This is a genomic window from Oryzifoliimicrobium ureilyticum (assembly GCF_037199735.1).
In the GTDB taxonomy this organism is placed as follows: domain Bacteria; phylum Pseudomonadota; class Alphaproteobacteria; order Rhizobiales; family Rhizobiaceae; genus Rhizobium; species Rhizobium ureilyticus.
This window is the reverse complement of record NZ_JBBBVQ010000003.1, coordinates 285,853-301,099: the sequence shown is the minus strand read 5'-3', so window position 1 is coordinate 301,099 and position 15,247 is coordinate 285,853. Positions and strand designations below refer to the sequence as shown.

The window sequence follows — 15,247 nt, the reverse complement described above, 5'->3', positions numbered from 1 at the left end:
CGATTATGACGGAAAACCAAACGACAATTGATCTCAACTTTCCTCTCGCAGGTAAGGCGGCTTTGGTAACCGGCGGCGCATCAGGTATTGGTTCGGCCGTAGCAACCGCCTTCGCGCAGAAGGGTGCGCGTGTTGCCGTTCTCGATCTCAATGCCGATCTTGCCAAGGCAAAAGCAGAAGAACTGGGCAGCGATGCACGGTCCTTCGTCTGTGACGTCTCCGATCCGGCATCGGTGAAATCGGCCGTGCATTCTGTCATGGAGGCATTTGGCGGAATTGATATTGCCATCAACAGTGCGGGCGTTGTCTTTTTGGCTCCCGCAGAGGAGCTTTCGCTCGAATTTTGGGACAAGACGATCAATATCAATCTCAAGGGAAGCTTCCTTGTCACGCAGGCCGTTGGCAAAGCGATGATCACTGCCGGCAAAGGGGGGAAGATCGTCAATCTTGCTTCGCAAGCTGGTTCCGTCGCAATCGAGGATCATGTCGCTTACTGCGCGTCCAAGTTTGGTGTCATCGGCATGTCCAAGACGTTTGCCGCCGAATGGGGCCGCCACGGTATCACCGTCAACACAATTTCGCCGACCATCGTCCTGACCGAACTTGGTAAAAAGGCCTGGGCGGGCGAAAAAGGGGAGGCTGCAAAGAAGCGCATTCCGACCGGACGGTTTGCCTATCCCGAAGAAATCGCTGCCGCCGCCGTTTTTCTGGCCTCTCCGGGGGCCGATATGATCAATGGTGCCGATCTTCTGATCGATGGAGGTTACACCATTTTGTAATCCATCCCGTCATGGCCCGAACAGGTATATGACACATCCGCAAATACGAAGAAGATATGCGTCGCGCCGGTTGCAGGTCAGGTCGATTTATGTGCCGATGCGCTGGAGCCCAAAGAAGGAGAGATCATGCAGCGCTTTATCAACGATCCCGATCTAGTCGTCGAGGACACCGTCAAAGGCTTTGTCAAAGCGCATTCGGACCTTGTACGCCTTGCCGAGAATCCTCGAGTCGTGGTGGCCAAACAGGCTCCGGTGGCTGGTAAAGTGGGCGTGGTCACAGGCGGAGGCTCGGGACACGAGCCGGCCTTCATCGGCTATACTGGCGTCAACATGCTGGACGCGGTCGCAGTCGGAGAGCTCTTTTCTTCTCCAACGGCCAAAAGCTTCCATGATGCGATCCGCGCGGCAAATGGCGGCAAGGGCGTCGTCGTGCTCTACGGAAATTATGCCGGCGATAATATGAACGTCAAAATGGCGATGAAGCTTGCTGCCAAGGACGGGATTGAGGTTGCAACGGTTGTCGCAAACGACGATGTCTGCTCGGCATCTGTTGACGAGCGCGAGAAGCGTCGCGGTGTGGCGGGTGAAATTTTCATGTGGAAGATCGGCGGCGCAAAAGCCGCCACCGGCGCCAGCCTGGAAGAGGTACGAGCAACCGCGCAAAAGGCGATCGACAACTGCCGCTCGATCGGCGTTGGGCTTGGCCCGTGCACACTGCCGTCAGTCGGCCATCCAAATTTCGAGATCGTGCCCGGCACCATGGAAATCGGCATCGGTCACCATGGCGAACCCGGTGTGCGTGTGGAGGCGTTGAAGACGGCAGCCGATACCGCAAAGGACATGGTGAAGATCGTGCTCGACGATCATAACCTGGCCAAGGGAACAGAGGTTGCCGTGCTCGTTTCGGGCCTTGGTGCTACACCGCTTAATGAACTCTACATTCTCAACGACACGATTGAGAGTGAAATTACTGGCCGCGGCTTGACGATCTACAAGACGTATATTGGCAACTATTTCACCTCGCTTGAAATGGTCGGTGCAACTTTGACGGTGCTGGCTCTGGATGAGGAGTTGAAAACACTGCTCGATGCGGAAGCGCATTGCACGACAAAGCTTTGAAAGGACGTAAAGATGCAGAGTTTTGAAAATGCGGGAGCTGGCGGCATCGTTCTGGCAATGGCAGAGCGCATTGTCGAAAACAAAGCCTATCTTTCTGAAATCGATGGAAAAATAGGCGATGGCGATCACGGCGTGAACATGGCCAAGGGCTTTTCCATGGCCGCCGAGCGGTTGAAGGGAAAGAATGCATCGCTGGCTGAAGCGATGGAGGTTTTGGGGTCGGTTCTCCTGTCGGAGATTGGTGGCTCGATGGGCCCGCTCTACGGTATGATGTTTACGGAGTTTTCGGAGGCGATCGCCGAGAGCGGCGCCATCGATGCCCAGACATTTAGCAAGATGTTGCATGCCGGCCTCGACGGCGTTGCCTCGGTCGGTTCTGCCAAGGTGGGCGACAAGACATTAATGGACACGCTGGTTCCGGCGGTTGAAACCTTTGATGAGCAGACCGCGCAGGGAAAAGACTTTGACGCTGCGCTCGCGGCGCTGGTAACGGCGGCAGAAGCCGGCAGAGATTCGACAAAGGATCTGATGGCGAAAATCGGTCGAGCCAGCCGTCTTGGCGAACGATCGATCGGTGTTCTCGATGCAGGCGCAACCTCCTGCGCGCTTCTTCTCAAAGAGCTTGCCGAGGGCGTCCGGACGCGATTGCAGTAAGGCGTGCATTCTCTAATAATTGCTTGCCAGCTCTAGGCTTTGGCCTCATCTTCGCCGCGACGCATCGACTGGATTTGCTGATGGAAAGACGACGGCACCCATGACTTCGAGCGCAACTACCGCACGAAAAGGCACTTCTGCCAAAGCTGCGATGACCGAAGGTCAACCCGCGATTCCGCTACGATACGGGGATGATCCCTATGTCTGGGCGTGCTGGCTCTATTATGAAGAAGGCATGACGCAAGGCGAAATCGCCGATGCGATGGGCATTTCACGCGCCACGGTCAATAGCTATCTGGCAGAAGCGCGTGAGCGCGGCATCGTCAATATATCGCTGGAGCCCGCACGTCTTGCTTCCATCACCGTTGCCCAGGAACTGAAGCAACATTTTGGTCTTGACGATTGTCTGATCGTACCAAGTGAAGAAGCAAACCTGTCTTTGATCGACCGGCTTGGCCTTGCTGGCGGTCAGGCGCTCGCAAGAATTATGAAGTCTGGCGATACGCTTGCTGTGGTATGGGGACGCACGGTGCTTTCGGTCGCCGAGCAAATGCCTGTTTTGCCATTGCAGGATGTCACGGTGGTCCAGGCCACCGGCGGTACGACTGCCGGATTTGCCTATACGCCCGAACTTTGCGCCGCCGCCATGGCGCGGGCCCTTTCGGCGCGCAGCGTTGGGATATCAGCTCCAGCTATCGTAGGTACGTCCGAAACACGCGATCTCTTCATGCAGGAACGGCTCATTGCCGAACAATTCACGATGCTCGACAAAGCCAACCGCGCCTTGTTCGGCATTTCCTCGATGCGTCCCAATTCCACCATTCATACCAGCGGCTTTTTCGAAACCGTCTCCCTTCAGCATTACCTCGCAAAGGGCGCTGTTGGCGTCGTTGCTGGCCGGTTTATCGATGAAGGAGGCCGTGCCGTTTCCGGGCCGCTGGAAGACCGACTGATTGGTATCTCTCTTGATGCGCTCAGTCGCATCGGTACCCGCATCGCGGTGGCAGGGGGCTTCGACAAGGTGCCGGCGCTTTTGGCGGCGCTTCGGGGCGGCTATGTCAGCGTTTTGATCACCGATGCGGCGACAGGCGCCGGGATTCTTCGCGCCGACGGCCGGCCGATGCCTGATTTGCGCGGTCTGCAAAAACAGCGCGCAGCCGCGGCTCCGAGTTTCAGCCGTACTTATGTGAAGAAATTCCTGAACAATCCTGATCGTGTCGTTGAGGAAATGCTCGAGGGGGCAACCAAGGCGCATGCCCGGTTTATAAAGCCCATAGGGGCGAGCACGCGCGCTTTTGTTGCGCTGGATGGACCAAGGCAAGGCAAAGTCGGACTTGTCATCGGCGGCGGTTCCGGACACGAGCCCTGCTTCCTCGGCTATGTCGGCAAAGGTTTGGCTGATGCCGTTGCCGTTGGAAACGTATTCTCATCGCCGCCGCCCGATCCGATCGTCGATTGCGCGCTGGCAGCATCCGGCGGGGAGGGCGTGCTTTTCGTTTACGGCAATTATGCCGGCGACGTCATGAATTTCGAGATGGCCGCAGAGATGGCGGCCGAACAGGGCGTGGCTGTTCGAACTGTGCTGACGACGGATGATATTGCCTCATCACCGATCGAGGATCGACACGGGCGGCGCGGTGTCGCTGGGAACGTTCTGACGTTTAAGATTGCCGGTGCGGCCTGCGATCTAGGCATGAACCTCGATGCGTGCGAGGCTGTGACGCGCCGCGCCAATGAGCGGACTTATACGGTTGGCGTGGCGCTGGAGGCCTGCTCCATGCCCCAAACCCGCCGTCCGAACTTCGACATTGGCCCCAACGATATGGAGGTCGGCATGGGTATCCATGGCGAGCCTGGCGTCAGGCGGGACAGCCTGAGGAGTGCCGATGAAATCGTCGACGCAATTATGGACAAGATTTTCGCAGAGATGAAAGCCGAGCGCGGCGATCGAGTTGCCGTCCTGGTCAACTCGTTTGGCGCAACCCCGATGATGGAACTCTATATCCTTTATCGTCGGGTCGAGCAGCGACTGACTGCAAAAGGAATTGAGATCGAGATGAATTGGGTCGGACCTTATTGCACCTCTATGGATATGGTCGGGGCCTCGATCTCAGTTCTTCATCTCGATAAGGAATTGACGGAGTTGCTGCGACATCCTTGCGAGACGGCGGCCTTGCATGTCTGATGAGCGCGGAGAATGATCATGTCACTGAACGCTGCCGCACGCCTCGCGGGCATGTTTGAAGAAATTTCGGCTGCGATTGCGCAGCAGAAGGATCTATTGACAGAGCTTGATGGCGCAATTGGTGATGGTGATCATGGGATCACGATGTCGATCGGCTTTTCCGCCGTAACGGCGCACCTGACCAGACGGGATCTGTCGTCTATGTCGGCTGGCGAACTGATGCGGGCTGCAGCCAGTGCCTTTCTCAATGCCGTTGGTGCCTCGACCGGTCCACTTTATGCGACAGGTTTCAGGCGCGCTGCCGATGCGCTGTCTGCGGACAAGTTGGAACTTGAAGACGCGGCGGCGATGATCGTCGCCATCACCACAGGTATACGCGAAAGAGGCAAGGGCGATCGCGGTGAAAAGACCATGCTGGACGCTTGGTATCCCGCCGCAGAAGCGGCGCAAGCCGCGATGAAAGCGGGCAAGGATCCCAACCACTTTTGGAAGCTGGTCGTTGAGGCCGCTGAAGCAGGAGCTCAGGCGACGCGATCCATGCTCGCCACGAAAGGGCGTGCCAGCCGTGTCGGAGAGCGCGCCATCGGTCATATCGATCCCGGCGCTGCCTCTGCTGTGATCATCCTCAAGGCGATGAGCCGCGCCTTGAACTGATAAGGCTGCTTTCTCAGATCGTGCTGATGTCGTCTGCTTCCCGCAGACGGTAACCCACGCCGGTCTCGGTCAGGATATATTCCGGCTGATCCGGCGATTTTTCGATCTTCTGTCGAAGTTGCCGGACATAGACGCGAAGATATTGAACATCTGTCAGTGCATCCCATACATGCTCGAGCAGAAACCGGTGTGTCAAAACCTTGCCCGCATGCTGCACCAGAATACGCAGAATGTCGTATTCCTTTGGGGAGAGCTTCACTTCCTTATCCTCGATCCTGACAATGCGTTTGACAAGATCGACAGAGAGATTGCCTGTTTTGAAGATCGGCCGCTCGCCCTGACTTTGCAGACGGTGGCGCAGCGCCACCCGGATGCGCGCCGTCAGTTCGTTCATGCCGAAAGGCTTTGTGACGTAATCGTCGGCACCAAGTTCGAGAGCTCTGACAATGCCCCCTTCATCGGTGCGACTTGAGAGGACAACGATGGGCAGGTCCAATTTCTCGCTGCGCCAGCGCGCCAAAAGGTCGTATCCGCTGATATCGGGAAGTCCGAGATCAAGGATAACCAAATCCGGCTGCTCGGATTTGAGCATTTCAGTCGCGACATGGCCGTTCATCGCTTCTGCGATGACGTAGTTCTGTGTGGCGAGGCCGACTCGCAAGAGCTTACGGATCGGCGGCTCGTCGTCTACGATAAGGATCTTGCCGGCGTGGGTGCTCATTCCTGCTCTTCCATAACCGGCGCGGATATCTGTGCCGGCATTGATATCGTGAAGATCGCTCCAGACCGATCGAGACGATTTTGCGCCGTAATCGTACCGCTCATGGCCTCCACGAATCCGCGGCAGATCGACAAACCAAGCCCGGTGCCTGCGCGGACATGATCGACCTTTTGAACACGATAGAAGCTATCGAAAATGCGCTCAAGATCATTATCCGGTATTCCAGGCCCTTCATCCTTTATGGAAATAGCAATACGGCCGCCATCCTTCCAGCCGCTAATCTGGATTTTCGTCTTTTCCGGCGAATACTTGGCTGCATTGTCAATCAGATTGAATAAAACCTGCTCGAATAAAACGGGATCGACTTTGATCATCGGCAGGTCAGGCGGTATTGTCACCGCGATTTCATGATCGACGGTGATTTTTGCCGCACGGGCCAATGCGGTACCGATAATGTCGCCTGGAAAATGAAGCGCATAGTTCGGCTGCATGGCGCCAGCGCCAAGTCGGGTCATATCGAGAAGGTTCGAGATAAAGCGGCTGAGGCGCTCCGACTCATCGATTACCGTCGACAGCAACTCGCCACGAGCCTCTGCAGGGAGCTCGTCTCCGAACTCCTTCATCGCCCCAGCAGATCCGAGGATCGCGGCTAGCGGTGTCTTCAGGTCATGCGAAATCGAGGTCAGCAAAGCTGTCCGCAACCGATCGGCCTCTGCCGCAAGATTGGCTTTATCGACATCTGAAACGAGTTGTATTCGCTCAATAGCAAGAGAGGCTTGATCGGCCAGTGCATTGAGAAGTCGCTGCTGCTCAGGTGTCAAAAGAGGACCTTGCTTGTCGCTGTCCAGTCCGATGACGCCAATCGCTCCACGACCGGTTTTCAGCGGTATATAAAGGCGCTTGGCGCCTGGAAGCGTATCGGCTCCACGTCCCGCGGCTCTGTTATGCTCCCATGCCCATTGGGCCGCGGCAATGTCGGCATCAACGAGAGTATCGTCTGGAGGATAGCCTACCTTTACGGCGAGAGTGTCATTTTCTGGCAGAAGAATGACCACGCGCAGCTTGAGCATCGATGCTATCTGATAGGCTGTTGCCCACAGCACATCATCCAGTGTGCCGGTGCCGGCCAATTTCTTGGAAAAGAGATAGAGATCTTCTGTGGCACGGGCACGGCTGCGCGCTGCTTCCGCCTGACGCTGAACCGTTGCCGTCAAGTTGGAGGCGACAAGGGCCACCCCGAAATAGAAGATGAGTGCAACGAGACTTTCCGGATCGCGGACCGTCAGCGTGTAGCGCGGCTCAAGAAAGAAAAAGTTGAACGAGAGTGCACCCAGGAGCGAAGCGTAGAACCCGGCGCCGAGCCCGCCACGAACAGCTGCAGCCAGAACAGCCATGAGAAAGACGAGTGCGAGATTTCGAACATCAAGCGTTTGATCGATCGCGATCCCGACGATGATGGCCAGCCCGACAAACAAGGTGCTTTCGAGATAGGGCTTGATTTTGAAAGGTCTGACGGGCGGAGCGGTCTTGACCATGTTTGCAGTCTCGTCCTCTTTGGAGAGGCCCGAGATGACATGAACGCTGATGTTGCCGGCATTCCTGATCAGTTCATGGGTGACCGATCCTTGCCATAGGTGACGCCAGCGCGGCTTGCTGGGTTTGCCGACGACGATATGGGTAAAATTATTGGCGTTGGCATAAGCAATAAGTTCGCGGGAGGGATGAAGTGCCGGCAGGACCAGCGTTTCTGCTCCGAGTGTCTCGGCAAGACGCATATTGGCGGCGATGCGATCCTTGTCGCGTTCGGATAGATGCGCCGACTGGGGCGTCTCCATATGGATCACCGCCCAAGGCGCGCGCAGGCGGTCTGCCTGACGTCGTGCATAGCGTACCAGACCGGCGCCGTTTCGGCCCTGGTTCAGGCAGACGAGCAGTCTATCGCCGGCTGCCCATGGCCCGGGAATTGCGTGTGCCTGCATGTGGTTGAGCAGTTGCTCGTCCACGCGCTGCGCCGTCCGACGAAGAGCAAGCTCCCGCAATGCCGTCAAATTGCCGGGGGAGAAGTAGTTCTCGATGGCCCGGCGCGCGGTTGCCGGCACATAGACCTTGCCGTCGCGCAGTCGCTTGATGAGGTCGCTGGGTGTGATGTCGATAATCTCGACATCGTCGGCGCGATCTATGATTGAATCAGGAACGGTCTCGCGAACCTGTATGCGGGTGATTTGCGCGACGACGTCATTCAGACTTTCGACGTGCTGGATGTTGAGTGTTGAATAGACATCGATGCCCTGTGACAACAGTTCCTGAACATCGAGATAGCGCTTCGGATGGCGGCTCCCGGCTGCGTTGGTATGGGCTAGCTCATCAACGAGGACAAGGGCTGGACGGCGCGCGATGATGGCGTCGAGATCCATTTCGTCAATCGTCTGGCCGCGGTAGTCGATGCGCTTGCGCGGGACGATTTCAAAGCCATCGACGAGAGCCTCAGTCTCTTTACGTCCATGGGTCTCGACGATGCCAATAACGACATCGATACCATCGGCTTTTCGGGCTCTGCCCGACATGAGCATTTCATAAGTCTTGCCGACGCCCGGCGCTGCGCCAAGAAAAATCTTCAGCCGGCCCCGTGTCTCCTGCTCGGCTCGCTCCAAGAGCGCATCCGGCGATGGTCTGCTTTCATTGTCACGACTATCGTCGGCCATGGCTGCCTTTTCTCTTAAATCCGTGGCGCAGACTATGACATCCGGCGCCACGGATCCATTGACGGTTACGGATGTGCTCCGTCAAGAGCGATGTTAAGCTGGAGGACATTGACGACGGGTTCGCCGAGCACGCCAAGTTCCCGCTGTTCGATGTGGGCATCGACAAGCGCCTTGACCGCCGTCTCGTCCATACCGCGCGCTTTCGCGACACGCTGGACCTGGAAGTAGGCTGCCTCCGGCGTGATGTCCGGATCTAGCCCGCTGCCCGAAGCCGTCACGAGGTCGGCAGGCACCTCGGTGTTTGGATTGCTGGCCTTAGCTGCATCGTAATCCGATTTGATCCGTTCAATCAGCGACTTGTTTGTCGGACCCGCATTCGAACCCATGGAGTTCGATGCGTTGTATGGTTGAGGGATCGATTTTGTCGGGTCGTTCGGATCGGCCGTCGTGGTCGCAGACGGTCTGCCGTGGAAATAACGATCGCTCGTAAAGCTTTGGCCGATAAGGCTTGATCCGATGACCTTGCCATCCTTTTCGATCATGCTGCCATTTGCCTTGTAGGGCATGATGGCTTGCGCAAGCCCGGTCATGCCGAGCGGATAGAGAAGGCCCGTCAAGGCCGTGGTAGCGAGGATCATGACGAGGGCAGGACGAAGTTGTTTCAACATGACTTTATTCCTTAGGCCAGACCGAGCGCGGTGATCGCAATATCGATCGCCTTGATGCCGATGAACGGAACGATGACGCCGCCCAGGCCATAAATGAGAAGGTTACGCGACAGCAGCGCGCCTGCGCCGATCGGGCGGTAGCGGACACCCTTCAATGACAGTGGGATCAGAGCAATGATGATGAGGGCATTGAAGATAATTGCCGACAGGATGGCGCTCTGCGGTGTTGCAAGCCGCATGACGTTCATGACGCCAAGTTGCGGATAGAAGCTGAGGAACATCGCAGGAATGATGGCAAAGTATTTCGCGATGTCGTTCGCGATTGAGAAGGTTGTCAAAGCGCCGCGCGTCATCAGCAGCTGTTTGCCGATTTCCACGATCTCGATCAGCTTTGTCGGGTCGGAGTCGAGATCGACCATGTTACCGGCTTCGCGGGCTGCCACTGTGCCCGTGTTCATAGCAACGCCGACGTCGGCCTGTGCCAATGCGGGGGCGTCATTGGTGCCGTCGCCGCACATTGCCACAAGCTTGCCCTTGGCCTGCTCTTCACGGATGAGGCCCAGTTTGTTTTCAGGCGTTGCCTGAGCCAGGAAATCGTCAACACCGGCTTCCGCTGCAATTGCGGCAGCAGTCATCGGGTTGTCGCCCGTTATCATGACGGTGCGAATACCCATCCGCCGCAGCTCGGCAAAGCGCTCGCGAATGCCACCCTTTACGATGTCCTTGAGTTGAATGACACCGAGCAGCTTGCCATCTCGAGCGACAGCCAGAGGCGTGCCGCCTGCCTTGGCGATCTCCTCGGCATAGCCGTTGAGTTCGCGGACCGTTTCGGAATCGGAGCGTGCAGCAATGGCTGTATTACCAACCACTTCGGGAGTGCCAGAGGAAACATAAGTGAGAACTGCTTCAACGGCGCCTTTTCTGATTTTGGAGCCTTCAACGTCGACGCCACTCATGCGAGTTTGAGCAGTGAAGGGAATGAAGGTCGCGTGGAGCGTTTGCATGTCACGCGCCCGGATGCCGTACTTTTCCTTGGCAAGAACGACAATCGAGCGGCCTTCAGGTGTTTCGTCAGCGAGCGATGCAAGCTGGGCAGCATCGGCAAGTTCCTGAGCTGTAACGCCGCGAACCGGACGAAACTCCGTTGCCTGACGGTTGCCGAGAGTAATGGTCCCGGTTTTATCGAGGAGCAAGGTGTCGACGTCACCAGCTGCTTCCACGGCGCGGCCGGACATTGCTAGAACGTTGAAGCGAACAAGGCGGTCCATGCCAGCAATGCCGATAGCGGACAGAAGAGCGCCGATCGTCGTTGGGATCAGCGTTACGAAGAGAGCAACCAGCACGATGATCGAAATCGATCCCCCTGCATAGGCAGCAAAGCTCGGGATTGTTGCCGTCGCAAGAACGAAGATCAGCGTCATACCTGCAAGCAGGATGTTGAGGGCAATCTCGTTGGGGGTCTTTTGCCGCTCTGCGCCTTCCACCAGCGAAATCATGCGGTCAAGGAATGTCGAACCAGCAGCAGCCGTGATGCGAACCCGGATCCAGTCGGAAAGCACTTGCGTGCCACCGGTGACGGCAGAACGGTCACCGCCCGACTCACGAATGACAGGAGCGGACTCGCCTGTGATAGCGGCTTCGTTGACGGATGCGACGCCTTCGATGACTTCGCCGTCAGAAGGAATGATGTCACCTGCTTCAACGAGAACGACATCGCCGACCTTGAGGCTGGTACCAGCGACCATCTTGTAGTCACGGCCGCCATCTGCCGACAGAAGCTTGGCTTGTGTTTCCGTCCGGGCTTTGCGCAGCGAATCCGCTTGCGCCTTACCGCGCCCCTCGGCCACGGCCTCGGCAAAGTTGGCGAAAAGAACCGTGAACCAGAGCCACAGATTGATCTGGAACGAAAAGCCAAGATTGCTTCCACCCGTGACAAGGTCACGGAAAAAGAGGATCGTGGTCAGAGTCGAGACTGTTGCAACGACGAACATGACCGGGTTTTTGGACAATGTACGCGGGTTCAATTTCTTGAATGCCGCGCCAATGGCCGGAACGAGAATGCGAGCGTCGAGAATGCTCGCTGATTTTGCCTGGCTCATAAGAGACTCCAGCTTAAACGGAGGGCGACCGGAATGCGGTCAGCCGCGTAGGATTTCGATAGCGATGGCAACAGCCGAGCAGCCGAGCATCATTGCGAGGATGATATTGGACGCGCACCAGGCTCTTGGCTCCTTGCCTCGTGGGGACGAGGCAAGGAGCGATTGGCGGCGGAGTGCTTGACGGATCGTCATGTCTAGCATCCGTTCCCAATCAGAAGGTCTGACCAGCAATGGCCATCAGGTGCTCGACGATCGGGCCGAGCGCCAGAGCCGGGAAGAAGGTGAGACCGCCGACGATCACGATCGTTCCGACCAAAAGTCCGACGAAAAGCGGGCCATCCGTTGGGAAGGTTCCTGCGGAGGCCGGTACCGTCTTCTTCGTCACAAGTGATCCAGCAATCGCGAGCGCCGGAATGATGACCAGGAAGCGACCTACGAGCATGCCAATACCGAGCGTCACGTTATACCAGGGCGTATTGCCTGACAGACCACCAAAGGCTGAACCATTGTTGGCTGCCGCCGACGTGAAGGCGTAGAGTATTTCGGAAAAGCCGTGCGGACCAGCAGTACCGACCGAAGCGACGGCCGACGGCATGACGCTCGAAATCGCGACGAAGACGAGCATGGCGAGCGGGAGGCACAGAATGGCAAGAACAGCCATTTTCATCTCTTTCGCCTCGATCTTTTTGCCGAGATATTCAGGCGTACGTCCAACCATCAGGCCGGCCACGAAGACAGCGACAACGATGAAAAGGATGATGCCGTAGAAACCTGCGCCGACGCCGCCGACAATGACTTCGCCCAACTGCATGTTGATGAGCGGGATTAGGCCACCAAGCGCAGTGAATGAGCCATGCATTGCGTTCACCGCACCGCATGAGGCGGCTGTGGTAATCACCGCAAAGAGCGAGGACATGGCAATGCCAAACCGCGCTTCCTTACCCTCCATGTTGCCGCCCTGAAGGCCGAAGGCATGCAGAAGAGGATTGCCGGCAGCTTCTGCCCAGTATGTCACGGCGACACCAGCAATGAAGAGCACGCCCATCGACGCAAGGATTGCCCAACCTTGTTTCTGGTTACCCACCATCCGGCCGAAAACGTTGGTAAAGGCAGCACCGATCGCAAAGATTGACACCATCTGGATCAGGTTCGAGATATTATCTGGGTTCTCGAATGGATGGGCAGAGTTTGCATTGAAGAAACCGCCGCCATTCGTTCCCAGCATCTTGATCGCCAGCTGTGAGGCGACGGGACCGATAGCGATTGTTTGCTTGGCCCCTTCAAGGGTCGTTGCGTCGACATAGGGTCCGAGTGTTTGCGGGACGCCCAGCCAAACATAAACGAGGGTCAGAACGATGCAGATCGGCAAAAGTATGTAGAGTGTGGCCCTCGTCATATCGACCCAGAAGTTGCCGATTGCCTTTCCGGAGGCGCGAGAAAACGCACGGATTAAGCCCATTGCAATCGCCATGCCGGTAGCGGCCGACAGGAAGTTCTGCACTGTGAAGCCTGCCATCTGGGTCAGATACGACATGGTGCTTTCGCCACCATAATTCTGCCAGTTGGTATTGCTGACGAAGCTGACCGCCGTATTGAACGAAAGATCAGGTGGAACCGCCGACATGCCGGCCGGATTGAATGGCAGGAACGCCTGCAGGCGCATCAGCGCGTAAAGTGCGATAACGCCCAGCAGATTGAACATCAGCATGGAAAACGTATATGCCGTCCAGTGCTGATCTTCCCGCTCGCTGGTTCCCGCAATTGCATAAAGCCCTCGCTCCAGGGGAGCCAGGACCGGGGAAAGAAATGTGCGCTCGCCAGCAAAAACGCGTGTCATATACGCGCCGAGCGGTTTCACGAGCAAAATGACAATCCCGCAAAAGAGCAGGATTTGTAGCCATCCGTTTGTTGTCATGGTGGAAACTTTCGGTTCCGGCAGCTTTTAAAGCGCCAGGGTCAAAAACGTTCTGGTCGAATGAGCGCGTAGATCAGGTAGACGGTGAGCATGACCGTGACAAAACCGCTTAGGACGTAGTCGAAGATCAAAGTAGCCTCCTAAAGCCGGTCGCATGCGCTGGTATAGGCGAAGCAGACGACGAAGAACGCCACCGCCGCACCCACGAAAATAATGTCCGTCATCAAAGTGACTCCGTTAAATTTTTGGGAGTCGGAAAGGCAAAGCATTGCTTGGGGAAGGCTTGCCATCTCTAACCCGAGAGACCTGACTTGGCTCTCGGTGTGCATTATGCGGCGCTAATGCATATAGGTTCGAGATGTGGGTGGAGATAGAAATATAAAAATTCCATAGGAACGGGATCCGCGTCGAACCGCAGCACGCGCCATAGCGGCGTCAGTTCGATCAACGGCTATGGCTTCTTCGGACGTAAATGCGCTTGGAGATGCTCGCTCCTAAAACCGAGGCCGATCAATCGGCCTGATAGATGCGAGAGTATCGGCCAGCGCGCTATAGTCAGCATGAACCGGGGCGGACCCTGTCGAGTTCTTTTCTGATCTCCCTGCTTGCGTTTGCGGCGCATCATCAATTGAATTTTCTGCGTCGCCTTTGTTGGAAAGAGCCGGCGCTTTTCCACAGTCGCAAGATAGGGTTCGAGTGGTTCGCTTCCTCCAAGGACGGGTGCAAGAATATTGGCCGCAGCGACGGCATCCTGAATGGCAAGATTGACCCCGACGCCGCCAATCGGCGACATCGCGTGGGCTGCATCGCCGATGCAAAGTACGCCGGGCTTCCACCATCGTTTTAGACGGTCGATCCGAATGCTCAGAAGGTAGATGTCGTCCCAGGAACGAATTTCCTGAACCCTATCCGGTGGAAGCGGCGAAACGGCTGCAACAGCGGATCGAAAGGCGTCTAGGCCTTGCTCCTTCAACTCCGCAAAGCTTCCCTTGCGAACGACATATCCGCATTGCCAGTAGTCGCCACGATCCACTATGACGAAACCCTGGCGCGGGCCGCCATGGCCCATGGTGTAGGGCGGATCGTCAGGCTGGTGCGTAAGCTTCATCCACAAAACGTCGCTCGGGCTGCCAAAACTTTCGACTTCCAGTTCCGCTTTGTCGCGGATGACGGAATGGCGTCCATCTGCACCGACAACAAGAGGCGTGCGGATCATCAGTTCTCCGTGGGGAGTTCTTGCCTTGAGACCTGTGACGCGATCACCCGTCTTAACGAGGTCGATGACCTCGGTACTCATCAGAAGCTTGAAATTCGGTAGCTCCCTGGCCTGGCGGGCAAGAAAATCGAGAAAATCCCACTGCGGCATAAAGGCGATGAAGCGGCATTTGGTCGGCAGTCGCGAAAAATCGGCAATCGTTACGTCGCGGCCACCAATTTCGGCGTGCAGACGGGGCGCTTGCGTATGCGGCAGTTTCAGCAAGTCCTCCAGCAAATCCAATTCATCGATAATGTCGAGGGTCGATGGATGTATCGTATCGCCGCGGAAGTCTCGGAGGAAATCGGCATGACGTTCAAGAATAGTGACGTTCACACCCGTCCGCGCCAAGAGCAGGCCAAGCATAAGTCCCGCCGGACCCGCGCCGACGATAGCGCAAGCTGTTTCAATGCCATCCGATCCTGACGCGGCTGGCAGCCGGCGATCGGTTTCAGTCATCACGCGATCTACGTCCATCCGTTTCCTCGTCTTTTCC

At 56.8% G+C, this 15,247-nt stretch carries 13 protein-coding genes; 5 read left to right on the top strand and 8 right to left on the bottom strand.

Annotated elements, in window-relative coordinates:
* Window positions 1-5 precede the first annotated feature (5 nt).
* The 5 genes from VQ830_RS07070 (at window position 6) to dhaL (VQ830_RS07050) (ending at window position 5,391) form a co-directional block, all read left to right on the top strand.
* Window positions 6-779, top strand: coding sequence for an SDR family oxidoreductase (locus VQ830_RS07070; protein WP_337267379.1), 774 nt, complete (start codon window positions 6-8; stop codon window positions 777-779).
* Window positions 780-905: 126 nt separating this feature from the next.
* Complete coding sequence (locus VQ830_RS07065) at window positions 906-1,898, top strand: dihydroxyacetone kinase subunit DhaK (RefSeq protein ID WP_337267378.1); 993 nt, start codon at window positions 906-908, stop codon at window positions 1,896-1,898.
* Between the two features lie 12 nt (window positions 1,899-1,910).
* Complete coding sequence (gene dhaL / locus VQ830_RS07060) at window positions 1,911-2,552, top strand: dihydroxyacetone kinase subunit DhaL (RefSeq protein ID WP_337267377.1); 642 nt, start codon at window positions 1,911-1,913, stop codon at window positions 2,550-2,552.
* Between the two features lie 100 nt (window positions 2,553-2,652).
* The gene (locus tag VQ830_RS07055; RefSeq protein ID WP_438617414.1) at window positions 2,653-4,737 is read left to right on the top strand and encodes a bifunctional sugar-binding transcriptional regulator/dihydroxyacetone kinase subunit DhaK; all 2,085 of its coding nucleotides are present in this window, start codon (window positions 2,653-2,655) and stop codon (window positions 4,735-4,737) included.
* 18 nt (window positions 4,738-4,755) lie between these two features.
* Complete coding sequence (dhaL, locus tag VQ830_RS07050; protein WP_337267376.1) at window positions 4,756-5,391, top strand: dihydroxyacetone kinase subunit DhaL; 636 nt, start codon at window positions 4,756-4,758, stop codon at window positions 5,389-5,391.
* Between the two features lie 13 nt (window positions 5,392-5,404).
* Here dhaL (VQ830_RS07050) and VQ830_RS07045 read toward each other — a convergent pair whose 3' ends face one another.
* The 8 genes from VQ830_RS07045 to VQ830_RS07010 form a co-directional block, all read right to left on the bottom strand.
* A complete protein-coding gene (locus tag VQ830_RS07045; protein ID WP_337267375.1) occupies window positions 5,405-6,112 on the bottom strand; it encodes a response regulator transcription factor in 708 nt (235 codons plus the stop codon).
* Complete coding sequence (locus tag VQ830_RS07040) at window positions 6,109-8,814, bottom strand: DUF4118 domain-containing protein (RefSeq protein ID WP_337267374.1); 2,706 nt, start codon at window positions 8,812-8,814, stop codon at window positions 6,109-6,111. Before VQ830_RS07040 ends, VQ830_RS07045 begins: the two co-directional genes overlap by 4 nt.
* Before the next feature lie 65 nt (window positions 8,815-8,879).
* Window positions 8,880-9,482, bottom strand: a complete 603-nt coding sequence (locus VQ830_RS07035) for a K(+)-transporting ATPase subunit C (RefSeq protein WP_337267373.1) — start codon at window positions 9,480-9,482, stop codon at window positions 8,880-8,882.
* Window positions 9,483-9,493: 11 nt separating this feature from the next.
* On the bottom strand, window positions 9,494-11,581 hold the full coding sequence (gene kdpB / locus VQ830_RS07030) for a potassium-transporting ATPase subunit KdpB (RefSeq protein WP_337267372.1): 2,088 nt from the start codon (window positions 11,579-11,581) through the stop codon (window positions 9,494-9,496).
* Window positions 11,582-11,620: 39 nt separating this feature from the next.
* Window positions 11,621-11,773, bottom strand: a complete 153-nt coding sequence (locus VQ830_RS07025; protein WP_337267371.1) for a hypothetical protein — start codon at window positions 11,771-11,773, stop codon at window positions 11,621-11,623.
* 19 nt (window positions 11,774-11,792) lie between these two features.
* Window positions 11,793-13,496 carry a potassium-transporting ATPase subunit KdpA gene (gene kdpA, locus VQ830_RS07020; RefSeq protein WP_337267370.1) on the bottom strand — a complete coding sequence of 568 codons (1,704 nt, stop codon included), beginning with the start codon at window positions 13,494-13,496 and terminating at the stop codon, window positions 11,793-11,795.
* 41 nt (window positions 13,497-13,537) lie between these two features.
* Window positions 13,538-13,627: a K(+)-transporting ATPase subunit F gene (gene kdpF / locus VQ830_RS07015; RefSeq protein WP_337267369.1), complete on the bottom strand. Its 90-nt coding sequence runs from the start codon at window positions 13,625-13,627 to the stop codon at window positions 13,538-13,540.
* Between the two features lie 320 nt (window positions 13,628-13,947).
* On the bottom strand, window positions 13,948-15,210 hold the full coding sequence (locus tag VQ830_RS07010; RefSeq protein ID WP_337267407.1) for an FAD-dependent oxidoreductase: 1,263 nt from the start codon (window positions 15,208-15,210) through the stop codon (window positions 13,948-13,950).
* Window positions 15,211-15,247: the final 37 nt, after the last annotated feature.